Genomic DNA, 22,604 nt, shown 5'->3' with positions numbered 1-22,604 from the left:
TCACGTCACATACCGCCCTCTCAGGGCAGTTGTTCGGCCAGGCCGACGATGATGCCGTCCGGGCCGCGGAGGTAGCAGAGGAGATAGCTGTCCTCGAAACGGGCGATCTCGCCGACGAGTTCGGCGCCGTGCGGGCGCAGGCGGGCGACGGTGTCCTCGATGTCGTCCACGGCGAACATCACGCGGTGCGTGCCCAGGATGTTGTGCGGGCGGTTGCGCGGCCCGGCGCCGGTCGCCTCGGGGTTGCGGTACCTCGCCAGCTCGAGGCGGCTGTGGCCGTCCGGGGTGCGGACCATCGCGATGTCGCAGTGGACGCCGTCGAGTCCGGTGCACTGGTCGGCGAAGGGGCCCTGGACCTCCCCCCTGCCTTCCAGTTCCATACCGAGTTCCACGAAGAACGCGATGGCGGCGTCCATGTCCTCGACGACGATGCCGACGTTGTCCATCCGCTGAATCGCCATGCCGGTTTCTCCTTCTCGGTCGTGCGGCCGGTGGTTGGTGGTGGTGGCCGCTGGTGTCCCTGGGACGGAGCCGGTGGCACGTTCTCGACATCCGCAGGCCGTCGAACTCCGAAAGAGATTGGATCGCGCACGATGCGAATGGCTCCGGGACGGCCCACACCGTGGTTGCTGCGCTGTACGAGGTCCGGACCGACGATCCGCGATCAGTGAAGTCTGCGTACGCACTGTGCCCTACTGCGCGTTCGATTTCATGATTCAGGCGTAATAGGGAGCTAATCAGCCGAATGTGGCTGTGCGTAGTGACGCGCTCCCCTGTCCGGTGACGATGGGTTCGAGAGGGCACACCTGCGGCTGGACAGGGGAGGACCCATGGGTAAACAGGTCAAGTGCGGGTCGACCGACACCAAGACCGGTAAGCGGTGCCAGAAGCCGGCGATGATCGGCTACTCCCGCTGCCAGTTGCACCGAGGTGCGTGGACCCCACCGCAAAAGAAGAAGACCAAGAAGCGCTGATCGCGCGGGTACTCGGGTTGCGGGCGCCGAAGTCCCGGTCGGCCACCGTGTGTTGGGTAGGTGGTCGAGTCGTGGACCTCCCGCGGTGATTGCTCGGTGGTGAGGGGGCGTGGCCGGCGATCGTGCATCCGTCGGAGAGGACGTTGTCGGACGCGGTCACGGGCGCGGTCGTCCGTCGCGGAGTCGGAGGCGGGTCTCTGTGATCCGCCGTACATCCGTGAACCGCTCGTCCTGGCGAGTGCCGCCCGCCAGATCGCTCAGGGCGTAGGCCGTGTACGTGAAACCGTCCGTGGTGTGGAACTGGGCGCCCCAATTGCCGAGGCTCACCGCGCTGACGCGTGACCACGGCAGTCGTTGGGTGCCCCAGGGGTTCACCATGACGATCGTGTCCGTCGTGAGTTCCAGCCGTACGCGGAGCAATATCCACCAGGCGAAGAATGCGAACCCCAGGGCGACGGCCGTCGCCACTCCGGCGGAGTCCGCGTTCTGTAGGTCCGGGTGGGAGAGAACGCCCCACCAGGTGGACAGCGCACCGCACGCCGGGCCGACGATCAGCAGGTAGCCCCCTAGTCGGCCGGCCCGGCTGACCCGCCACACGCCCATGACACCGTCTCGTGCATCGTCCACAGCAGGAATCGTCCTCTCCGGTTCCACCGCCTTCTCATTGCCTCGTTCAGGGGTGAGGCGTGAAGCCGTTGGAGAAGTCCAGGTGGAACGGAGAGCCGGGGGACGTCGGGGTCCAGCCTTCGCGTAGGGCCTGTTCGATGGCTTGGGTGACGGCGGACGGTAGTACGGGCCTGGACTCGCGGCCCAGCCAGTTGCTCGGGTGGGCGTGGGCCGTGGTGACCACGAGTGTCGTACCGCCTCCGTCCGCGTGCTCGACCGCGAAGGTGCACGGTGTCCAGGCCAGTGCCTGGGCGTACGTCGGCCTGCGGCGCAGGCGCCATCGGTAGGTCGTGCCGTCGACGACGATGTGCCGGGATCCCCTGCGGGTGAGTGTCATGGCGCTCCTCCTCGGCTACTCGGGAGCGGCGAACGGATCCCGTGCCGGGTCCCGCACCGGGTTCGGTGGGGTGTTCGGTGGGGTGTTCCACCAGGTCCCTGGGGGTGGGATCGGGGTCCAGTCGGGGCCTCGGTGGGTCAGCCACCACTGGCCTATGACGTGGAACTTCTCCTCGAAGCGGCGGTCCCAGGCGAGGAAACCGGTGCTGGGTGCCCGTAGGCGGGTGCGGCGGCCGTTCGCCTCGTGGAGGACGACCGTTCTGGTGCCCACGATGGATTCGATCTGGATGGACTGGATGTCGGCCCAGGGGATGGTTCGGCGGCGCAGGTTGCGGACCACGGCCGCGGACTCCGTGAGGGTGACACCGAAGTAGGCGGGGAGCAGGATGCCCAGGACCAGCAGGCCGAAGCAGATGGTCAGAGAGGCGGTCAGCGCGTCCGGGGGCGGTGGCCCGGTCAGGGACGTGACAAGGAGGCCCGCGCCGACGACGGCCATGGGGATCACGGGACCCAGCCGTTGCCACACTGTCGGTCTGAAGCGCGGTCTCGGCGAACTGTTCATCACTGCACCCCCGTTGTCGTGCCAGTCCTGCCAGTCGTGCTGTCCCGCTGTCCGGCTGTTCCGCTTGTCCGGTGCGGTCGTTCATTGTCGCCATTGTTGCTGTGACGGCGACTGTCGTGAAAAGAAATTCTCGGGACGTGACAACCTCCTTGGCCCGTACGCCCGTTCCATGGGCATGAAGTACTCCTCACCGCGCACGGCGCCGGTGCCGGGTGGCGGTGACGTCGTCGACGTCGTGCTCGACTTCGACGACTTCGCGCGCAGTCGGCAGGCGCATCTGCGGCGTACGGCCCATCTGCTGTGCGGGGACTGGCACTTGGCCGAGGACCTGACACAGACGGCGCTGGCGAAGCTGTACGCGGTGTGGCGTCGGGTACGGCAGTTGGAGTCGCCGGACGGGTACGCACGTCGCGTGCTGTACCGGACGTTCATCGACGAGACCCGGCGTCGGCGCTGGTGGGAGCGGACGGGGGTGCACCAGGAGGAGACGGCGGCCCCGGCCTCCGATCCGGATCTACGGCTGACCCTGCTGGACGCGCTGCGCCAATTGCCGCCGCGTGGGCGGGCGGTGCTGGTGCTGCGGTTCTGGGAGGACCAGAGCGTGGAGGCCACGGCGGCGGCCCTGGGGTGCAGCGTCGGCACGGTGAAGAGCCAGACCTCCCGGGGACTGGGCACCCTGCGGCGCATCCTCGCCGACTCCGACAAAGACCTCGGCAGAGACTTCGGCAAGCACCTGGGCAAAGACCTCGGACCGGGAAGTACGGGAACTGGCACGGGAACTGGCACAGGCACAGGCACCGGCACTGGCACTGGCACTGGCACTGGCACTGGCACTGGCACTGGCTATCTGCGGGCGGAGTGGTGAGCATGCGCGGCAAGGACGGTGCCGAGTTCACGGACCAGTACCTGTACGAGTCCGCCCTGGCCGGCGCCCTGGAAGGGCTCGGTTCCGGCGCCGAACCGCCCATGCCGGACCTCGTGCCGGGCGCGGTCGTGCGCGGCACGCGGATGCGGCGGCGGCGACGGGCCGGGGCGGCCCTGAGCGCCGCCGTCATGGCGGGGGTGCTCGCGGTCGGCGGGCACGCGCTGCTCGCACCCCGGCCGGAGCGTACGCCGACGCTGCCCGCCGGGCAGTCGACGGTCTGGTATCCGTCCCTGGAGCTGCTCCGGTCGATCCTCCCGGCCGGCGGCAGCACGCGGATCGAGGCCGAGAATCCGCGCCAACCCCTGCGCCCCGGGCGGTACTTCAAGCTCACCAGCGCCGACGGCAGCGTGAACGACCTTTACGTGGGCGTCAGTCGGACCGCCGTCGACCCCTCGTACGTCCACCTCACCCAGGCCTGCCTAGACCTCGGCGGACGGGTGCTCGGCTCCCCGTGGAACGGGCTGATCACCAGGTGCACCCTGATCAGGCACGGTTCGGGCAGCCTGCTGAACTACTTCGTGACGGGTGCGCCGGAGTCCGCGCCGCGCACCACCGGGCCCGGTTCGATCTGGTCCACCGGTCTCTCCTATCTGACCCCGGGCGGGTGGACGGTGACGGTGATCGCGGGGTCGCTCGACGCGGCGCCCACCGACAGCGTCAGCGCCAGGAACAGCGGCAGTCCGCGAACGGGCCCGCTCCTCCAACTGGCCACCGACCCGCGCATCTTCGACGCCGTCAAGGAGACCGGCGGCTGAGGTGACGTACCCCCGGCACACATCCTGATCAACCTCGAAGGAGATCATGGCATGAGCATGCCTAAATTCGGCCTGCCCGAAATCAGCGGGCCCGAAATCAGCGGGCCCGGAACCAGCAGGCCCCACCTACGCGGCCCACTGGTCACCGTCCTGGCCATCGGCCTGCTCCCCTTGCTCGCCGCCTGCGGCGGAGAAAGCGGCAACTCGGCAGCCACGAACGGCAGTTCAGGCGGATCGAGCGCCGCCACCACCACGACCACCGCAGACGGAGCCGTCCAACTCACCGTCCCGGACGGCGTCGACGAAGCGACGAAACAGGAGTACATCCAGGAGAACGCCATCGCGGTCTGCATGAAGAAGCAGGGCTTCGCCTACACCCCGCACGTGCGGACCTCCGCCGCGGCCGACCCGCTCGCCGCGGTCGACGGGGAGGACTACGCGCGGGCGAAGCAGTTCCGGCAGAAGTACGGCTTCGGGTACTACGCCGGCGCCGTCTACCCGAACGACGCCGACGTCCCGTTCAGCAAGGCCGCGACGACCGAGCGGACCACGCCCACGGACCATGACGAGGACGGTCTGACCGACGCCCAGAAGAAGGCGTACGACACCGCGCTGACCGGTCCCCCGGCCAAGTCCAAGGCCGAGGAGAAGATCGGCGGCTGCTCGGAGGTGGGACGTGCCGCGGCGCACGGGCCGGCGCTCAGCGCGGCGGCCGAGAAGGACGCGGAGCAGGCCCGCGACGACCAGAACCACGCCAACGGTCTCGCGCTCAACGGCGACCCCCAACTCGTCCAGCTCGCCCAGCAGTTCGCGAGCTGTCTGACCGGTCAGGGCATCACCGTCTCCACCACCCAGCCGACCGGCATGGTCTCCATGGTCCGCCTCGACATCTCCCGCCAACTGCCGGAGAACTTCATGTCGTTGAGCAAGGACAAGGCGCTGCCGCTCCTCGACAAGGACATCGACGTCGCCCTCAAGGACCTGGAGTGCGGCAAGAAGTTCCGCGCCGCGTACTTCCCCAAGGAGAAGGCCAAGCCCTACTACGGGGAGAACGGATGAGCCACCCGGAGGAAGCGGGAACACGGCGAATCGGCAGCGGTCGTAGGCGACTTGGGGTTGTTGTCTCGGTGGTCGTGCTGGTGGGGGCGGGTGGGTGGTTCGCCGGTACGCAGGTGCAGTCGCCCGCCGATGCCGCCGCCGCGCACACGGCGCCGAAGGCCGGTCCGGTGACGGTGGCGGTCGTGCGGCAGTCGCTCACCGCGAGTGTGGTGGCGACCGGGTCGGTCGAGTTCGCCTCGCCGCGGCCCCTGTCGCCGGCCGGGCCGGTCGGCACCGGGGCGTCCACCGGTACGGACGGCGAGGGCGCCGAGCAGCGGGTCACCAAGGCGCCGGTCGCCGGGACGAAGATCAAGGAGGGCGACGTACTGATGACGGTCAACGGCCGTCCCGTGTTCGCGCTCGGCGGTTCCGTGCCGATGTACCGCGCGCTGGGGCCCGGCAGTTCGGGCGACGATGTGACACAGCTTCAGAAGGCCCTGACGCGGCTGGGGTTCGCCCCCGGCGCGATCAGTGGGACGTACGGACAGGGCACCGCCACCGCCGTCTCCGACTGGTACCGGAGCAAGGGGTACGACGCCCAGGAGCCGAGCCCCGCCGATCAGCAGCAGCTCGGCGTCCTCGAACAGGCCGTCTCCGCCGCGCAGGAGGCGCTGCTGACGACCAACAGCACTTCCCCCAGCACCGGTTCCGCCTCCCCCGGTCCCCAGTCCGGCACCGAGCAGCAGATCCACGAGATCCAGGTCAAGTCCGCCCGGAAGGCGTTGGATCTGGCGAACGACGCGCTCAGCGGTTTCAAGGCCGCCTACGGTACGAAGGTCCCGGCCGGCGAGGTCGTCTTCCTGCCGACGCTGCCCGCGCGGCTGGACAAGGTGAGCGTGAAGACGGGCGACACCCCGTCCGGCCAGATCGGCACGGTGACCAGCTCCGACGTGGTGGTGCAGGCCGCCGTCCCCGGCACGGACGCGCGACTCCTGCGGCACGGGATGACCGCCCGACTCACCACGGCGGACGGCAAGTCGGCGACCGGCACGGTGGAGGTCGTAGGAGAGGAGTCCGGTTCCCAGTCGGCCACGGACTCCTCCGCCACGGACTCCTCCGCCACGGGCCCCGCCACCACCGACGGCACCAGCTCCACCTCCGACGCCACCACCTCCGACTCCACCGCCGCCGTCCAGGTGCGCATCACCGTCCCGGACCCCGGTCCGCTCGCCGGTGAGGCCGAGGCCGCCGTGAAGGTGACCATCGAGGTCGGGGCCTCGGACGGCAAGGTGCTGACCGTGCCGATGGCCGCGATCCACACCTCGTCCGACGGGCGGGCCCGGGTCCAGGTCGCCCACGGCGACACCGTGACCGACGTCCATGTCACCGTCGGGCTCTCCGCCGCCGGGATCGTCGAAGTCAAGCCCGCCGAGGGCACGTTGACGGCGGGCGAGAGGGTGGTGGTGGGCGAGTGACCGGCACCGTCGTGGACACCGACACCGTCATCCAACTCACCGGCGTGGAGCGGACCTTCCCCTCCGAACCTCCCGTACACGCCCTGCGCGACGTGCACTTGACCGTACGGCGCGGCGAGCACCTGGCCGTCGTCGGGCCGTCCGGCTCGGGGAAGTCGACGCTGCTCAACACGCTCGGGCTGCTGGACCGGCCCACGGCGGGGTCGTATCTGCTGGACGGGGTGGAGACCACCGGGCTCGGCGACCTGGAGCGGACCTCGCTGCGCGGGAGCCGGATCGGGTTCGTGTTCCAGTCCTTCCATCTGCTGCCGTACCGGACGGTCGACGAGAACGTCATGCTGGCCGAGGCGTACCGCAGACCGCGCCCCGAACGCGGTCGCGGTGGTCGGCTCGAGCGGGCCCATCAGGCCCTGGAACAGGTGGGGTTGGGGCACCGGGTGGGGTTCAGGCCCGACCGGCTGTCCGGCGGTGAGCGGCAACGGGCCGCCATCGCACGGGCGTTGCTCAGCGACCCGGCGCTGCTGCTCTGCGACGAGCCGACCGGCAACCTGGACACCGAGAACACCCGGTCCGTGCTGCACCTCTTCGACGAACTGTGCGCGCAGGGCATGACCCTGGTCGTGATCACCCACGACGAGGCGGTCAGCCGGCGGGCGGGGCGCCGGGTGCGGATCACCGACGGGCGCCTGGCCGAGGAGGCCGGGTGACGGCCGCCACGGGCACCAAGGTCGAGCGGCCCTGGATGGACCCCCGGGACCTGTGGACGGAGGCCCTCGCCGGGGTGCTCGCCCGGCCGGTGCGGTCCGCGCTGACCACGCTCGGCACGGTCCTCGGGATCACCACGCTCGTCATCACCATCGGGGTGGCGTCCACCGCGGGCAACCAGATCGTCGGCCGTTTCGACGCGCTCACCGCGACCTCGGTGACCGTGACGGTGCCGAAGCCGCTGCCCGGTGAGGAGGACGCGCCGCCCTTGGTGGCCTGGTCGGGGACCGATGCCGTAGGACGGCTGGCGGGGGTGGAGTCGGTGGCGGCGCTCGCCGACTCGGACGCGACGGACAGCGTGCTTGTGCGGGCCGACGACGTGACCGCGCCCGGCGACCTGTCCGGACAGACCCTCGCGGTGGTCGCCGCCTCGGCCGACCTGCCCGCGACCGTGCACGGCGGGATGACCGCGGGACGGTTCTACGACGCCGGGGACATCGACCGGCGCGACCACGTGGTGGTGCTCGGCGACCAGGCGGCGCGGCTGCTCGGCATCAAGCGGGTGGAGGACGCGCCCGCGGTCTTCTTCCGGGGGCAGTCGTACACCGTCATCGGCATTCTCGGCGGGATCCGGCGCGAGGCGCGGCTGTCCACCGCCGTGATCGTGCCGCCCACCACCGCGGCCGACCGCATCGGGCTGCGGAACGTCACCCGCGTCCTGGTCGACACCGCGCTGGGCGCGGCGAAGCAGGTGGCCCGGCAGGCGCCGGTCGCGCTGGCGCCCGGGCACCAGGACTCGCTCTCCGTCGAGGCACCGCCCGACCTGTCCAAAGCCCGCGCCGACGTCCAGAACGACACGAACAGCCTCTTCCTCGTCCTCGGGCTGGTCTCGCTCGTGGTCGGCGCGATCGGCATCGCCAACGTGACCCTGGTGACGGTGATGGAACGGGTCGGCGAGATCGGGCTACGGCGGTCCCTGGGCGCGTCACGCCGGCAGGTGGCCGGACAGTTCCTGCTGGAGTCGACAACCATCGGGCTGCTGGGGGGAGTTGTCGGCGCGGCCCTGGGCATCGCGGTCGTGGTGTGTGTCGCCGTGGCCAAGGAGTGGACGCCGGTGCTCGATCTGCGGCTCGCGCTCGGCGCCCCGCTCGCCGGCGCGCTGGTGGGACTCCTCGCGGGGCTCTATCCCTCGCTGCGGGCCGCACGTATGGAGCCGGTGGAGGCGCTGCGGGCACCGTCGTAGAAATTCGGCCCCGAATTCGGCGAAATCCATCCGTCGAATTTCAGCCGCCCATTACGGCGCATTATCTCGCGTTATCTAAGTTTGCAGAACGCGCATTCATGCGGACGACCAGGGGACCTCTGCGTCCCCTGTGGAAAAGGGTCTCCTCATCTCGTGTCGCCGCACAGATTGAGGCAGGACAGTGGCGCCCGGCAGCCCTGACAACCTCGATCGAAGGAGCTCACCTTCATGGACAGGCGTAGGTTCATGGCCGGTACCGCGACCGCGACGGCGGGGGCCCTGGCGGTGTTCGGGAGCGCGACCCCCAGTTCGGCGCGGGAGGCGAGCGGGACGGGCGCGACACATGCGGACGGCGACCATGTGAAGGGCCTCACCGCCATCACCCAGGTCTTCGGAGCCGGGCAGAAGCTCGTCGCCGTGGCGGTCGAGTACGACCGGGAGATCGACGGCCGGACCCTGTCGACCTCGACGTTCACGGTCACCGACCGCACCGTGACCAAGGTCTACACGAACCGCACCGCCGACCTCGACGAGCGGGCGCGCTACGGCCGTTACGTCATCGTCGAGCTGTCCCCCGACGACACGGCGGCGGCCCTGTGGGTGACCCAGCAGGGCGGCGGGACCCCGCCCACCGGCGGCGGGGTCGGAGCGGGCGGCCCGAAGGTCGGCGACACCACCCCCGGCGGCACGATCGTCGCCGCGAAGGCGACGCTCACCCAGGCCGGCCCGGTCACCACGGCCCACGGCACGCGGTACCCCGCGAGCACCGCGGCGCTGACCACCGACGCCGTGAAGAACCTGATCGTGGACGACTTCCAACAGTTCACCTTCGCCGACCCGGCGACCGGCCGGACCCTGGACTACAACCTGTTCGTGCCCGAGCACTACGACCCGCGCAAGAGCTATCCGCTGGTGCTGTTCATGCACGACGCGAGCGTGGTGAACGTGGCGACCCAGGGTCCCCTGGTGCAGGGGCTCGGCGCGGTGTGCTGGGCGAGCCCGGAGGACCAGGCCCGGCACGAGGCGTTCGTGCTCGCGCCCGAGTACGGCGCCGTGGTGATCGACGACGACTACCTGCCGTCGACTCTGTTCGACGCCACCGCCAACCTCGTCGACTCCGTGACGCGGCAGTACAGCATCGACCGCGACCGCCGTTATACGACGGGTCAGTCGATGGGCGCGATGATGTCGCTCGGCCTGAACATCAAGTACCCGGACCTGTTCGCGGCGGCGTTCGTCGTCGCCGGGCAGTGGCCCGAGGCGCAGGCCGCGCCGCTGGCGAAGAAGGACCTGTGGATCCTGGTCTCCGCCGACGACACCAAGGCCTACCCCGGTGAGCAGGCCATCACCGCGGTCATCCAGGAGCAGGGCACGCAGGTCAGTACCGCGCTGTGGGACGGGCGGTCGACCGCCGCCGAGTTCGCGGCGGACGTGCGCAGCATGAAGGCCGGGCGGACGCCGGTGAACTTCGCCGCGTTCGAGACCGGCACGGTCGTACCGACGGGCTCGACGACCAGTGCGCACATGGCCACCTGGCAGGTCGCGTACACGATCCCCGGGATCCGGGACTGGATCATGCGCCAGTCGTTGTAGGCCCACTCGGTCACAGGGGCGGTCACGGGGGCGGGTCCCGGCCGCGGCACTCGGCGGCATAGAGTGCTGCGGCAGATCCGACAGAACCGGCGGAACCGGTCGACCGGCCGTGGAGGTAGATCGCGATGGAGACCCCGCCGCAGCTCACCGTGGGACGGCTGTTCTCCTCCTGGCAGGCGGACGTCCCCGCGCTGCTGGTCGTCGTCCTCCTCGGCGGCCTGTACGGCTGGGGCGTGCTGCGGCTGCGCCGCCGGGGCGAGGCCTGGCCGGTGGCGCGGACCGCCGCGTTCGCGGTGCTCGGGCTCGGCACGCTCGTCGTCGCCACGATGTCGGCGCTGGCCGTGTACGACCGCGTGCTGTTCTGGCCGGCCGCCGTCCAGAACGTCCTCCTCGACCTGATCGCCCCCCTCGGCCTGGCCCTGGGCGATCCGCTACGGCTGGCCCTGCGCGCCCTGCCGGAACGCGCGGCGGCGCGCGCACAGGGAGCCCTGACGGGCCGCTTGCTCCGACTCCTCACCTTCCCCCTGGTCAGCACGGCCCTGGTCCTGACCACGGAACTGACGATCTACTTCACGCCGTACTTCGAGACGGCGTTGGCCGACGACTGGCTGCACCAGCTCATGTACCTCCAACTGCTGCTCGCCGGGAGCCTGTTCGTGCTCCCGGTGCTCACCCGCGAGGAGGCGCTGCCGGCCTGGTGCACCCACCCCGTGCGCGCGGGCCTGGTGTTCGTCGACGGGATCATCGACGCGGTACCGGGCATCGTGGTGATGACCCACGGCACGCTGATCGCCGGCTCCTGGTACCTCGCCCACGCCCCGTCCTGGGCCCCGGACGTCCAGCACGACCAGCAGCTCGGCGGCGGTGCCATGGTCGGCATCGCCGAGCTGGTCGCCGTGCCCTTCCTGCTCGCGATCCTGGTCCAGTGGGCCCGTACGGAGCGGGTGGAGACGGTCGCGCTGGACCGGCGGCTGGACACGGAACTGGAGCGGGTCACGCCGGTGGAGGCCGTGGCATCGCCGGAGGGGCCGGAACTCGTCCGCCCCTGGTGGGAGACGGAGAACAGCGAGGTCGCGCAGCGGATCCGGGGACAGCGGTAGGAGTTGCTCAGGCCGCGACCAGGGCGTCCAACTCCCTTGTGAGCCGGGCCCCTTCGCGGGTCATGATCTCCGGGTCGCGCAGGGCGTTGGAGAGCAGCGACATGCCCTGGTAGGCGGCGACGAGGGTCAGCGCGAGCCCCTCGGGATCGGCCGCGCCGAGCAGCCGGTACTGCTGCTCCACCCAGTCCACCAACCGCCGTATGACCTGCCCCGCGGCGAGATCGAGCCCACCGTCGTACCGCTTGTCCAGCTCTACGGCGAGGGTGCCCATGGGGCAGCCGTGGCGGGCCGCGAGGTCCTTCTGGTCGACCCAGCCGCCGATGAGGGCCTTGAGGCGTTCGCGCGGGTCGGGGAGCCGGTCGAGCTGTGCGGTCAGGGTCTCCAGGTTGCCGGTGTGCTCGGAGAGGGCCGCCTCGATCAGCTCGTCCTTGGTCTTGAAGTAGTAGTAGACGTTGCCCGTCGGGACGTCGGCGGCGCGGGCGATGTCGGCGATGGTCGTGCGCTCCACGCCCTGCTCGTGCAGGACCCGGGCGGTGGCCGTGGTCAGCCGCTGCCGCTTGCCGACGGTGGGGGGACGGTCGGTCCTGTCGGTCCTGTCAGTCTCGCCGGTCCTGTCGGGCCGCGAATCTTTTGAGTCAGTCACCTGACTAACTATAGACAACGGGCGGGGTGATCGTGCTAGCGTCACTCCCGACGGAGTTAGTCAGCCAACTAACTCACTTGCTTGCACGTACGACGACGGGGGTAGCGAGATGATCGTGGTGACGGGTGCGACCGGGAACGTGGGTCGGGCGCTGGTGCGGATCCTCACGGAGGACCGGGTCGAGGTGAAGTCCGTGGCCCGGAACATCGGCGGACCGGGGACAGTGGTCGGCGACCTGGCCGAACCGGACGGCCTGCGGGGTGTGTTCGAGGGCGCCGAGGCGCTGTTCCTGCTGGTGGCGGGCGAGCGGCCGTACGACGTCCTGGACGTCGCCAAGGCGGCCGGTGTCCGCAAGGTGGTGCTGGTGTCCTCGCAGGGGGCGGGGACCCGGCCCTCGATATACGCGCAACCGCGTCAATTCGAGGCGGCCGTACGGGAGTCGGGGCTGGACTGGACGATCCTGCGGCCGGGCGGGCTGGCCAGCAACGCGTTCGCCTGGGCCGAGTCGATCCGCGCGGAGCGGTCGGCGGCGGCACCCTTCGGTGACGTGGGCCTGCCGTTCGTGGACCCCGACGACGTGGCGGCGGTCGCGGCGGCCGTTCTGCGCGAGGACACGCACGCGGGGGCGACCTACACCCTGACCGGTCCGGCGCCTACGACACCTCGTGCGCGGGCGGCGGCGATAGCGGCGGCACTGGGCGAGCCGGTGACCTTCACGGAGCAGTCGCGGGCGGAGGCGTACGAGCTGATGTCCCGGTTCATGCCGCTGCCCCTGGTCGAGGGCACGCTGGCGATCCTGGGCGCACCGACCGAGGAGGAGCGGCGGGTGAGCCCGGATGTGGAGCGGGTGCTGGGCCGCGCACCGGGCATGTTCGCGTCCTGGGCGGAGCGCAACGCGGCGGCCTTCCGGTGACGGCCTCGCATGTCACCCGGGTCCTCGACTCGACCATGTCCCACCGGGAGTCGGGCACCGGAGCACCGATCGTCTTCCTGCACGGCAACCCGACCTCGTCGTACCTGTGGCGGAACGTCCTGCCGCGCGTGACGTCCGGGCGCCTGCTGGCCCCCGACCTGATCGGCATGGGCGCGTCGGGCAAGCCGGACATCGCGTACAGCTTCGCCGACCAGGCCCGTTATCTGGACGCCTGGTTCGACGCGCTCGGGCTGCGGGACGCGGTGCTGGTCGGGCACGACTGGGGCGGCGCCCTGGCCTTCGACTGGGCCGCGCGCCATCCGGACCGGGTGCGGGGCATCGCGTTCATGGAGACCATCGTCAAGCCGATGACCTGGGAGGAGTTCCCGGAAGGGGGCCGTGAGCTGTTCCGGGCGATCAAGACGGCAGTCGTCGGCGAGGCCATGATCCTCGACGAGAACGCCTTCATCGAACAGGCACTCCCCGCCGCCTCCGCGACCCCCCTCACCCCGGCCGACCTCACCGCCTACCGCGAGCCGTACCCGACCCCGGAGAGCCGCCGCCCCCTCCTGCGCTGGGCCCGCTCGATGCCGCTGGGCGGCGAGCCGGCCGACGTCGTCACCAGGATCGAGGCGTACGACCACTGGCTCAAGTCCAGCCCGGACGTGCCGAAGCTGCTGCTCACGTTCGCGCCCGGGCCGGGGGCGATGACGCACGAGGAGGTCGTCTCCTGGTGCGCGGACAACATCGCCGCGCTGGAGATCGAGCACGCGGACACGGTCGCCGGGCACCACACGCCGGAGGACCGGCCGGAGGTGATCGCGGGGGCGATATCGGCCTGGGTGGAGCGTCACCGGCTCGTCGCGGACCCGGCATGACCTGCGGTGTACGGGACGCCTACCGCACGATCCGCACCTTCCGGGACACGCTCACCTGATCCACGTCCGTCGTCCTGACCGTGACCTTCATCGTCCAGGTCCCGGCGATCGGCAGGTTGAGGGTGTTGGTCCCCCAATAACCGCCCTCGTCCTTGACCTTGGCGTCGAGGGGGCCGATCTTCTGGGCGGGGAGGGTGAAGGAGAGACGGAGTTCGGGGACGGTGGCGAAGCCGCCGTCGGGGCCGTAGACGACCGCCTCGACCGAGTTCTCGCCGACGCGTCCGGGGTCGAGGGTGATCTGGACCTTGCCGCCCGCGTTGCCGACCTTGAAGGGGACCATGGTGACGGATGCCGCCGGGATGCCGGCCGATGTCGCCGTCCGTTCCGCGTCCGCCGCCGCGCGGCCCGGGAGGGTGTTGGTCAACAGGGTGGTGATCACCAACACCACGACACCGACGCCGACTTCGAAGAGCACGGAGAGACGCAGACCGCGGCGGTAACGGTCCTTGCCCTGGTCCTGGTACTCGTCCTTGGAATCGTCACCGGGGTTCGGGGGGCCCTCGCCGTCAGCGGCCCGGTCGCCGTCGCCATCACTCTCGGCGGTGGAGCCCGTCGCCCCCGTCCGCACCAACTCCGGTACCGGGAACCGTACTTCCGACTCGACCAGCCGTCCCGTCCACTGCCGCGACCACCCCGCCACCACGAGCAGCAGCACCACCGCGACGAGTTTCACGAGCAGGATGCGGCCGTACGACGTGCCGGTCAGGGCGTTCCAGGAGCCGAGGCCGCGCCAGGACTGGTAGACGCCGGTGACGACGAGCACGGTCACGGAGGCGAAGGCGAGGCGGGAGAAGCGGGCCACCGGGGCCGCGTCGAGGCGGGGTGAGCGGTAGAGGACGGTGAGGAGGGCCGTCAGGCCGCCCAGCCACACCGACATCGCGAGCAGGTGCAGTACCGCCGAGGTCATCGCCACCGGCACCTGGATCCCGGCGGACGCGTGTTCCGCCGAGGCCCAGGTCAGCGCCAGTCCGATCGCCAGGGCGGCACCCGTCCCCAGGGCCACCCGGCCGTATCGCTCCCGCCCCCGAAGTCGTAGGAGGAAGAAGGCTGTCGCGGCGAGGAGGAGCAGGCGGGCCGCGAGTGCCTGGCCGGGGCGGCTCGTCAGGGTCTTGGGGAGGGCGGAGGGTTCGAAGGCCGTGGCGAGGCCGGTGCCCGCCTCGTAGGGGGCGCGGAGGACGAGCAGGGCCAGGGTCGCCGCCAGCAGGGTCCACCAGCCCATCCGGATCGGCTTGTTGAGGACCGACGGGTCCGGGGGGCGGCACAGGACGACGAAGGCGGCCGTACCGATGAGGAGGGCCGCGGCGATGTACGCGAAGTAGCGGGCTATGTCGTACAGGCTGCCCGTCAGCGGCTCCTCGGTCGGGGCCGTGCTGATCGCGGTGGTCGCGGAGGGTTTGCCGATGGAGAAGGTGAAGGCGCCCGAGACCGGGTGGCTGTCGGCCGAGACCACGCGCCAGGCGACCGTGAAGGTGCCGGTGCCGAGCTTGGCCGGGAGGGTGACGCTCGCCGTGTCGCCCGCGTCCTTCGCGTGGTGCGCCGAACTCGTCTTCACCCGCCGGTTGTCGGGGTCGTAGACGCGGAAGGAGTCGTCGAGCAGGGCGACCGACTCGGAGAAGGTCAGGGTGAGGGTGCGGGGGGCGGACTTGACGACGCTTCCGTCGGCGGGGTCGGTGGATTCGAGGGCGGCGTGCGCGGACGCGGTGCCCGCGCTGCCGAGGAGGAGCAGGACCAGCACGGTGCCCAGCAGCACCAGCCCTTGAACTCTTCGCCGGCCAGCGAGTCGGCCACGCCCGTTGCGCCCGTTGCCTCCGGCGCCCCCGCCGCCTCCGTCGTGTCCAAGACCCTGTTCCTCGTTCCGTCGTCGGCGCACGTCACATCTCCGTCTTCGGACGTTCCGGCCCACGGTCAGGTGCGTGGGCCTCCGGTTATGTACGGAGGAGGCGCACGTCCCGCTCACCATGTCGGCCGCGCCGTCACGCCGCCGTCGACGACCAGGTCGTGCCCGGTGACCCAGGAGGCGAGGCGCGAAGCCAGGAACACGCACGCGTCACCCACGTCCTGCGGGCGGCCCAGCCGGCCCGTCGGTGCCGCCTCCCGCCATCTGCGCACACCGTCCGGCCAGGCCTCCGCCAGCCCCTCCCGGTCGATCAGACCGGGCGAGACCGTGTTGACGCGGATGCCGTACGGGCCGTACTCCAGGGCCGCCGACCGCGCGTGCATGACGACGGCCGCCTTGGACGCGGAGTAGTGCGCGTGCAGCGCGGCCGGGGCGCTCGCCTCGATCGACGCGATGTGCGTGACCGTGCCGCCGCCCTGTTGCCTCATGACCTCGGCCGCCGCCTGGGTGCACGCGAAGACGCTGGTGAGGTTGGTGTCGACGACCGCCCGCCAGTCCGCCGCCGTCATCCCGTCCAGGGGCTGCGTCGGCTGTACTCCCGCGTTGTTGACCAGCGCGGTCAGCCGTCCGCCACCCCATTCGGCCGCCTCGCGGACCAGTCCCCGGCAGGCGTCCTCGTCGGTCAGATCGGCTTGCAGTACGACGGAACGGGCGCCCGACTCCCGCACCCGCGCCGCGACTTCACCGGCCGCCGCCACCGCCGTACGACAGTGGACCGCGATCCCCGCCGCCCCCTCCTCGGCGAACCGCAGCGCGATGCCCCGGCCGATACCGCCGCTCGCGCCCGTGACCAGGGCGAACTGCCCTTCCAGCAGGCGGCTCACGGGCGGCACAGCCCGGTGATGCGGGCGGCCTCGGAGGGGTAGCGGGCGGTCAACTCGCCTGCCTCGCCGTGCTCGTAGCCCTCGTAGGTGAACCCGGGTGCCATCGTGCAGCCGAAGAACGTCCACGCGCCGCCCGCCACCACCCGCGCCCCCATCCAGGTGGAGCCGGGCACGGTGAACTGGGGGTGCTGGCCGTGTCGTACGTCCGGGCCGAGGACCGCCGTGCGCGTGCTGCCGTCGGGGGCGAGGAGGAGGAGTTCGAGCGGGTCGCCGAGGTAGAAGTGCCAGACCTCGTCGCTGGGCAGGCGGTGCAGCGCGGAGTAGTCGGGCGCTTTCAGCAGGGCGACGATCGCCGTGCCCTCCGGGCGGCCGTCCGGGCGCGCCGGACCCGCCCAGGTCCGCCGGAACAGACCGCCCTCGCGGGGGATCGGCTCCAGGTCGTAGTGGGCGACGAGGTCGTCCGGGGTCAGGTCGTCTCGGGGCACTCCGGTCACCCCGGCAGGCTACGGGAAGGCCACCTCGCGAGGGAGAAACGCCAGTTGAGCGCGCTTTTCGGGCAGGAACACATCCGGGATGTCGATCTCCGGCAGCACGACCTCCGGCCCCGCCACGAACCCCTGCCGCAGGAACCGCGCGATCGCCTTCTCGTTCCGTACGTCCGGATCGACCACGACCCGGCACCGGTCCAGCCCGAGCAGGACGTACGACGCGAGGACCCCCATCACCGCCGCCGACCAGCCGGGCCGGTCGCCGTCCGGTCCGGCGGGGGCGAGAAGGAGGTGGATGCCGATGTCTCCCGGTTCTACGGCGTAGCAGTCGCCGACGCGGTCGGCGGCGGGGTCGTAGGTCTGGAGGAGCCCGACCGGTTCGTCGTCCCTGACGACCAGGTGGGCGTGGTGGGTGTCGAGGGTCTCCATGTGGGCGTAGATCTCGGTGACTTGGGCTCGCGTGAGGCCGTTCATACCCCAGAACGCGGCCCGTTGCTCGCTGACCCAGCGGTGGACGGTCTCCGCGTCGGCGGTCGGGTCGAGGGGGAGGACGCGGATGGTGCCGAAGCCGTCGACGTGTTGTTCGTGGACCGGTCGGCGGGCGGAGGGGCCGGTGGTCTCCGGTTCGAGGCGGGTGAAGTCGGTGATCACGGGCGCCATGTCTCCCTTGAGCCACATGGGCAGTTGGTCCTGGTGGTGCGGCGAACCGGGCACCCCCGAGGCCCCCAGCGGCACCACCCACAGGCTGTCCTCCCGCCGGGCCAGGTCCCACACGAAGCGGGCCGCCGGGCCTCGCGCGCTCAGGTCGGTGAGGCCGGGCACGGAGGAGGTGCAGAGCACACAGTCGTGGTCGCCGGAGAGGCCGGGACCGGGAGTCGGCGTCCCGGGGAACGCCCGCCAGGGAGTCAGCCGGTGGGTGTCGCCCCACACGCCGGCCGGGGTGCCTGCGGCCTCTTCGACGGCCGCCCGCACGATCTCCGTCCGGTCGATGCCGTACAACTCCCGTGCCCGCAGCAGGTGTTCGAGCGCGAAGGCGACACGCGGCAGCAGCGCGAGCCACGGCAGGAACACCTCCGGGTACGCGGGCGGTTCGGTCAGCGCGGCGAACGCGGGGTGCGCCGCGAGCCGTCGTACGACCGCGCCGCGTACGGCCGCGAAGGCGGCGGCGCCGGCGCTGTCGGCGTCCATGCGGCGGTCCCAGGCCAGCAGCCGCTCGCGGAGTGCGGAGGCGGCGGGGGTGAGGTCGGTCAGGGCGGCGAGGTGGTCCAACAGGGGTGCGGCGGAGCCGAGTCGGGTGTCCATGTGGATCGCGGGCATGTCGGCTGCGGACCATCTCGCGCGCCCGGCAAGCAGTTCGGTGATGCGGTCGGCGCGGTGGGGCGGGGCGAACTCGACGCCGAGCGGGGTGGCCGTTCCGCGCTGGTTGGCCATGACGGCGATGCCGTCGTCCGTCAGCTCTCCGCGGGGCATCTCGTGCCAGCCGTGCCACTCGTGACCGGGCTCCCAGGCGGGCACCAGCCGGACGCGGTTGGCCTCGGCGCGCAAGGGCACCCGGCCCGCGACCCGGTGCAGCAGCCCGCCCTCGGTGTCGGCGGCCTGGACGACGTTGACGGGCTCGGCCCAGTCGTCGAACGCCCGGTCCACGTCGGCGACTCGGCGCGCGCGGAGGAGGGGAAGCAGGGCGGTGAAGCCGAGGTCTTCGGTGACGCGGGGCGGGTAGCGGAGGCTGACGGCGAGGGGCGGGACACCGGCCGGCTCACTGATGCCTCCGTCGAGCCCCTCCGGCCCGCCGATGACGACCGGCCCGCGCTCGGTCTCGATGACCTCGACCTCGACGGGCTCCTCCCCGGCCACCTCGACCAGCTCCGTGTGCCGGACCGCGCGCCGCCAACTGCCGTCGGGGCCAAGGGCTTCGACACCGGCGCCGGTGCGGCGCAACCGTTCCCGGTACAGGTCCTGGTAGTCGGCCATGGCGTTGGTGATGGCCCAGGCGACCGTGCCGGTGTGCCCGAAGTGGGCGATGCCGGGGACACCGGGCACGGTGAGGCCGACGACGTCGAACTCCGGGCAGGAGAGGTGGACTTGCTGGTAGACGCCGGGGTCCTCGATGAAGCGGTGCGGGTCTCCGGCGAGCAACGCCTTTCCGGTGGTGGTCCGTTCGCCGCTGACCAGCCAGCCGTTGCTGCCGGAGGTACCGGGCCCGTCGGCGGCGAACAGCCCGACGGCGTCCGGCCCGAGCTGCCGTATCGCCTCCTCGCGCCACAACTTGGCCGGGAACCCGGCGAAGAGGATGTGCGTGGCGAGCCAGACGCCGAGGGGGGTCCAGGGTTCCCAACGGCCAGGTAGGAGACCGGACTTGGCGAACTCCGGGGCGGAGCTTGAGGTCAGTCCTTCGTTGACGCCGTCGACGTACGACCGGACCCAGCGCGCGGTCTCCGGGTCCCGTCGCTCCAGGGCGGCGAAGCAACGCCTCGCGGTGTCGTCGAGGCGGACGCGGCGGGCGAAGAGGTCCCAGGGCAGGGCGGTGACACCGAGGAAGGCGGCCGAGGTGCCCTGCGCCCGATGCCGTTCGACCTCCAGCTGCCGGCCGCGGTCGAGGGCGGTGACACGGCCCTGGGCGCGGGCGAGTTCGTCGGCGCTGTCGGCGCGCAGGTGGGGGATGCCCCAGGTGTCGCGGTAGATCTGGGTCGTCACCCTGTGACCCCTCTGTTTCGAGGCTGTTGTTTAGGTTAGCCTTGCCTAAGTTACTTGCGGGGAAAGCGTACGCGAAGGGTGAAGAGACCATGGTGCAGGGGCGCGGCTGGGAGGGCGCGGTACTCAGACTGCTGCGCGCGAAGGACTTCGAGTTCACCGTGACGAGAGCCGAGGACGTCACCCCGCACTACCGCCGCCTCCGCCTCACCGACGGCGGCATGCTCGCGGCGACCGGCGTCCACCCGACGATGTGGGTCCGCCTCTGGTTCGACAACGCCGGCCGGCCGCACCAGCGGGCGTACACCCTGGTCGACCCCGATCCGGCGGCCGGCACGTTCGGCCTCGAGTTCGCCCTGCACGAGGGCAGCGCGAGCGACTGGGCGCGAGCCGCGAAGCCCGGCGACACCATCGAGGCGACGATCCAGGGCACGGGCTTCGACCGCCCCGACCCCGACCCGTCCCACCTCTTCGTGATCGGCGACCCGGCGTCGCTGCCCGCCATCAACTCCCTGTTGGGGGCGGTCGGTTCGGCGACCCCGGCGACGATCTGGTTCGAGAACGCCACCGAGGGCCTGCCCTTCCGCACGGACCCGCCCCGGCACGAGGTCCGCCACCTCCCCAGGGGCCAACTCACCGAACGGGTACGCGCGGAACTCCCCGACCTCCTGAAGAACACCCCCGACCCGTACGTCTGGATCACCTGCGACACGGCCACGACGCGGGGGCTGTCGTCGTACGTGCGCAGGGAGTTGGGCGTACGACGGGAGCGGGTGCACGCGCTGGGGTACTGGCGGCCGACCTGAGGTCGATCCCCGTACGGGGAGGTGCATGATTGATTCATGCCAAAGGGGCGGAGACGCGCGGTCGTCGGCTATGCCGCGCTCACCTTGCTGGGCGTGACGGCGACGGCGGCGGCCGTGTCGATGAGCATCGCGTCGCTGGACCTGTCGGGGAACGCCGTGGAGGTCCGGTTCGCCGAGTGCCACCAGGAGTCGGTGAAAGGCGGCACCAAAACCGTGTGCAGCGGCCCGGTGCAGCACACCACGCACGCGCGCACCGCATCGGTCACGTACAAGGGCCACGTGGGCGAGACCGTCCGGGCCGCACCGACTCTCTGGGGCAGCTACGAACCGGTGAAGACGGACTTCGTCTCCTGGGGCATCTGGATCCTGGTCCCCGTCCTGCCGCTCTTCGGGACGGCGGGCGCGGGGGCGCTCACCGTCAGGGAGTTCCGCCGGGCAAGGCAACCAGCGGCTGCCGATGAAGCCTCGTGAGCTTCCGTCCGACGCCGACCCGCCCCACCGGCAGGCGTCCCGCCCCCGTCCGCGCCATCATCGACCCATGGACGTCACCCTTCACCTCGCCCAGGACCCCGACGCCGACGCGCTCCTCGGCCGTTCCCCGCTCGCCGCGCTGGTCGGGATGTTGCTCGATCAGCAGGTGCCGATGGAGTGGGCGTTCAAGGGGCCGCGGACGATCGCCGATCGGCTGGGGGCCGATGATCTGGACGCGCACGAGATCGCGGCCCGGGATCCCGAGGAGTTCGTCGCGCTGCTCTCCGAGAAGCCGGCCGTGCACCGGTACCCGGGGTCCATGGCCAAGCGGATCCAGCAGCTCTGCCAGTACCTCGTCGAGCACTACGACGGGGACGCGAGCGGGGTCTGGGACGGTGTCGGTACCGGGGCCGAGCTGCTCAAGCGGCTGGAGGCGCTGCCCGGGTTCGGGAAGCAGAAGGCGCAGATCTTTCTCGCCCTGCTCGGCAAGCAGCTCGGGGTCACGCCGAAGGGATGGCGGGAGGCCGCCGGGGCGTACGGCGAGGCCAGGTCCTTCCGGTCCGTCGCCGACATCACCGGGCCCGAGTCGCTCACCAAGGTCCGCGCCCACAAGCGGGAGATGAAGGCCGCCGCGAAGGCCGACAAGGCGGCGAAGGGTGTGGGAGGCGGTAAGTAACCTCCGGCGCCGGACAGCCCCGTCAGCCCCGTCAGCCGTGTGGCCCGTCCCCGGTGGCGGGTCCGCCGGAGCCGGTCACAGCATGGATCATGACCGAGGCACCGAGCGGCCCCAGGGGCCCGGAGTACGACGACCGCAGCGCCCACGACAGCCGGCGTGAAGACCGGCCGCCACGCGAAGAGGAGTTCGAAGGGCCCCTGTTCGCCCTCTCCAAAGCCGCCTGGCAGGTCGTCCTGCTCACCGGCGTCGCGTCCCTCGTCCTCGGCGTGCTGGTCCTGGTGTGGCCCGGCGCGTCCCTCTTCGCGGCCGGCATCCTCTTCGGCCTCTACCTCCTGATCAGCGGCGTCTTCCAACTGGTCGCCGCCTTCGGCACCCACCGGGCGACCTCGCTGCGCGTGCTGGCGTTCATCAGCGGCGCGCTGTCGATCGTGCTGGGGCTGTTCTGCTTCCGCGGGCCGATGCAGTCGATCCTGCTGCTCGCCCTGTGGATCGGCATCGGCTGGCTGATCCGGGGCATCACCCAGACCCTGGCCGCCGTCCACGACCGGACCATGCCCGCGCGCGGCTGGCAGATCTTCCTCGGGATCGTCACCTTCGTCGCCGGCATCGTGCTGATCGACTCGCCCTTCCGCTCGGTCGCCGTCCTCACCCTCGTCTGCGGCATCTGGCTGGTCGCGGTCGGCGCCGTGGAGATCATCACCGCCGTCCGGATGAGGGGTCTCGCCAAGAAGGTGCCCGCGGCCCTGTGAGCCTCGTTGGTAGGCCGTGCGGGCGGTTTCCCCGCCCGCCGCGATGAACGCCGTACGGCCGCTGGGAGATGACCTTCCATGAGCACGAGGGTGAGCCCCGCACGCCACCTCCCCCGCAGCCGCGTCTGGCTGCGGG

General features: G+C 71.2%; 24 protein-coding genes. 15 read left to right on the top strand and 9 right to left on the bottom strand.

Features of this window, described 5'->3' with window-relative positions; genetic code table 11:
* Positions 1-20: 20 nt before the first annotated feature.
* The gene (locus JHN63_RS25485) at positions 21-461 is read right to left on the bottom strand and encodes a VOC family protein (protein ID WP_200684599.1); all 441 of its coding nucleotides are present in this window, start codon (positions 459-461) and stop codon (positions 21-23) included.
* Between the two features lie 369 nt (positions 462-830).
* Between JHN63_RS25485 and JHN63_RS25480 the strand changes: the two genes are divergently transcribed.
* Positions 831-974: a hypothetical protein gene (locus JHN63_RS25480; protein WP_200684597.1), complete on the top strand. Its 144-nt coding sequence runs from the start codon at positions 831-833 to the stop codon at positions 972-974.
* A gap of 156 nt (positions 975-1,130) precedes the next feature.
* Here the strand turns inward: JHN63_RS25480 and JHN63_RS25475 are convergent, their stop codons facing one another.
* The 3 genes from JHN63_RS25475 to JHN63_RS25465 are packed head-to-tail and all read right to left on the bottom strand — an operon-like array spanning position 1,131 to position 2,472.
* Entirely contained in the window at positions 1,131-1,601 is a 471-nt protein-coding gene (locus tag JHN63_RS25475; protein ID WP_307781979.1) for a PH domain-containing protein, read from the bottom strand.
* Positions 1,602-1,647: 46 nt separating this feature from the next.
* The gene (locus JHN63_RS25470) at positions 1,648-1,977 is read right to left on the bottom strand and encodes a hypothetical protein (protein ID WP_200684595.1); all 330 of its coding nucleotides are present in this window, start codon (positions 1,975-1,977) and stop codon (positions 1,648-1,650) included.
* 15 nt (positions 1,978-1,992) lie between these two features.
* A complete protein-coding gene (locus JHN63_RS25465; protein ID WP_234477669.1) occupies positions 1,993-2,472 on the bottom strand; it encodes a hypothetical protein in 480 nt (159 codons plus the stop codon).
* A gap of 235 nt (positions 2,473-2,707) precedes the next feature.
* On the opposite strand from JHN63_RS25465, the gene JHN63_RS53010 reads away from it, so the two are divergent.
* From JHN63_RS53010 to JHN63_RS25425, 8 genes are all read left to right on the top strand, one after another.
* Complete coding sequence (locus tag JHN63_RS53010) at positions 2,708-3,403, top strand: SigE family RNA polymerase sigma factor (RefSeq protein WP_307781978.1); 696 nt, start codon at positions 2,708-2,710, stop codon at positions 3,401-3,403.
* A gap of 2 nt (positions 3,404-3,405) precedes the next feature.
* The gene (locus JHN63_RS25455; protein WP_200684591.1) at positions 3,406-4,218 is read left to right on the top strand and encodes a hypothetical protein; all 813 of its coding nucleotides are present in this window, start codon (positions 3,406-3,408) and stop codon (positions 4,216-4,218) included.
* 51 nt (positions 4,219-4,269) lie between these two features.
* On the top strand, positions 4,270-5,277 hold the full coding sequence (locus tag JHN63_RS25450; protein WP_200684589.1) for a hypothetical protein: 1,008 nt from the start codon (positions 4,270-4,272) through the stop codon (positions 5,275-5,277).
* Entirely contained in the window at positions 5,274-6,731 is a 1,458-nt protein-coding gene (locus JHN63_RS25445) for a peptidoglycan-binding domain-containing protein (protein WP_234477668.1), read from the top strand. Before JHN63_RS25450 ends, JHN63_RS25445 begins: the two co-directional genes overlap by 4 nt.
* Positions 6,728-7,438, top strand: coding sequence for an ABC transporter ATP-binding protein (locus JHN63_RS25440; RefSeq protein WP_307781977.1), 711 nt, complete (start codon positions 6,728-6,730; stop codon positions 7,436-7,438). The genes JHN63_RS25445 and JHN63_RS25440 overlap by 4 nt, the downstream gene beginning before the upstream one ends.
* Positions 7,435-8,679, top strand: coding sequence for an ABC transporter permease (locus JHN63_RS25435; RefSeq protein WP_307781976.1), 1,245 nt, complete (start codon positions 7,435-7,437; stop codon positions 8,677-8,679). The genes JHN63_RS25440 and JHN63_RS25435 overlap by 4 nt, the downstream gene beginning before the upstream one ends.
* A 228-nt stretch (positions 8,680-8,907) precedes the next feature.
* Entirely contained in the window at positions 8,908-10,272 is a 1,365-nt protein-coding gene (locus tag JHN63_RS25430; RefSeq protein WP_234477667.1) for an alpha/beta hydrolase-fold protein, read from the top strand.
* 125 nt (positions 10,273-10,397) lie between these two features.
* Entirely contained in the window at positions 10,398-11,372 is a 975-nt protein-coding gene (locus tag JHN63_RS25425; protein ID WP_200684587.1) for a cytochrome c oxidase assembly protein, read from the top strand.
* A gap of 7 nt (positions 11,373-11,379) precedes the next feature.
* On the opposite strand, the gene JHN63_RS25420 is transcribed toward JHN63_RS25425, so the two are convergent.
* Positions 11,380-12,015, bottom strand: coding sequence for a TetR/AcrR family transcriptional regulator (locus JHN63_RS25420; RefSeq protein WP_374222945.1), 636 nt, complete (start codon positions 12,013-12,015; stop codon positions 11,380-11,382).
* Positions 12,016-12,124: 109 nt separating this feature from the next.
* Here JHN63_RS25420 and JHN63_RS25415 point away from each other — a divergent pair, with 109 nt between their 5' ends.
* Both JHN63_RS25415 and JHN63_RS25410 read left to right on the top strand, forming a co-directional pair.
* Positions 12,125-12,928 carry an NAD(P)H-binding protein gene (locus JHN63_RS25415; protein WP_200684585.1) on the top strand — a complete coding sequence of 268 codons (804 nt, stop codon included), beginning with the start codon at positions 12,125-12,127 and terminating at the stop codon, positions 12,926-12,928.
* Positions 12,925-13,806 (top strand): haloalkane dehalogenase, encoded by an 882-nt coding sequence (locus JHN63_RS25410; protein WP_200684583.1) that lies wholly within the window; start codon positions 12,925-12,927, stop codon positions 13,804-13,806. Before JHN63_RS25415 ends, JHN63_RS25410 begins: the two co-directional genes overlap by 4 nt.
* Positions 13,807-13,825: 19 nt before the next feature.
* On the opposite strand, the gene JHN63_RS25405 is transcribed toward JHN63_RS25410, so the two are convergent.
* From JHN63_RS25405 to JHN63_RS25390, 4 genes are all read right to left on the bottom strand, one after another.
* Positions 13,826-15,616: a copper resistance protein CopC gene (locus JHN63_RS25405; RefSeq protein ID WP_200684581.1), complete on the bottom strand. Its 1,791-nt coding sequence runs from the start codon at positions 15,614-15,616 to the stop codon at positions 13,826-13,828.
* A gap of 203 nt (positions 15,617-15,819) precedes the next feature.
* Positions 15,820-16,596: an SDR family NAD(P)-dependent oxidoreductase gene (locus JHN63_RS25400; RefSeq protein WP_200684579.1), complete on the bottom strand. Its 777-nt coding sequence runs from the start codon at positions 16,594-16,596 to the stop codon at positions 15,820-15,822.
* The gene (locus JHN63_RS25395) at positions 16,584-17,057 is read right to left on the bottom strand and encodes a cupin domain-containing protein (protein WP_200684601.1); all 474 of its coding nucleotides are present in this window, start codon (positions 17,055-17,057) and stop codon (positions 16,584-16,586) included. Before JHN63_RS25395 ends, JHN63_RS25400 begins: the two co-directional genes overlap by 13 nt.
* A 33-nt stretch (positions 17,058-17,090) precedes the next feature.
* Positions 17,091-19,769, bottom strand: a complete 2,679-nt coding sequence (locus tag JHN63_RS25390) for a GNAT family N-acetyltransferase (RefSeq protein ID WP_200684577.1) — start codon at positions 19,767-19,769, stop codon at positions 17,091-17,093.
* Positions 19,770-19,858: 89 nt separating this feature from the next.
* Between JHN63_RS25390 and JHN63_RS25385 the strand changes: the two genes are divergently transcribed.
* The 4 genes from JHN63_RS25385 to JHN63_RS25370 all read left to right on the top strand — a co-directional run bounded on the left by JHN63_RS25385 (position 19,859) and on the right by JHN63_RS25370 (position 22,468).
* A complete protein-coding gene (locus tag JHN63_RS25385) occupies positions 19,859-20,572 on the top strand; it encodes a siderophore-interacting protein (protein ID WP_200684575.1) in 714 nt (237 codons plus the stop codon).
* Positions 20,573-20,608: 36 nt separating this feature from the next.
* On the top strand, positions 20,609-21,043 hold the full coding sequence (locus tag JHN63_RS25380; RefSeq protein ID WP_200684573.1) for a hypothetical protein: 435 nt from the start codon (positions 20,609-20,611) through the stop codon (positions 21,041-21,043).
* A gap of 67 nt (positions 21,044-21,110) precedes the next feature.
* Positions 21,111-21,719 carry an HhH-GPD-type base excision DNA repair protein gene (locus tag JHN63_RS25375; RefSeq protein WP_200684572.1) on the top strand — a complete coding sequence of 203 codons (609 nt, stop codon included), beginning with the start codon at positions 21,111-21,113 and terminating at the stop codon, positions 21,717-21,719.
* Positions 21,720-21,808: 89 nt separating this feature from the next.
* On the top strand, positions 21,809-22,468 hold the full coding sequence (locus JHN63_RS25370; RefSeq protein ID WP_200684570.1) for an HdeD family acid-resistance protein: 660 nt from the start codon (positions 21,809-21,811) through the stop codon (positions 22,466-22,468).
* Positions 22,469-22,604: the final 136 nt, after the last annotated feature.

The organism is Streptomyces sp. MBT65 (assembly GCF_016612545.1).
Taxonomy (GTDB): Bacteria; Actinomycetota; Actinomycetes; order Streptomycetales; family Streptomycetaceae; genus Streptomyces.
This window is presented reverse-complemented; position numbering and strand designations above follow the sequence as displayed.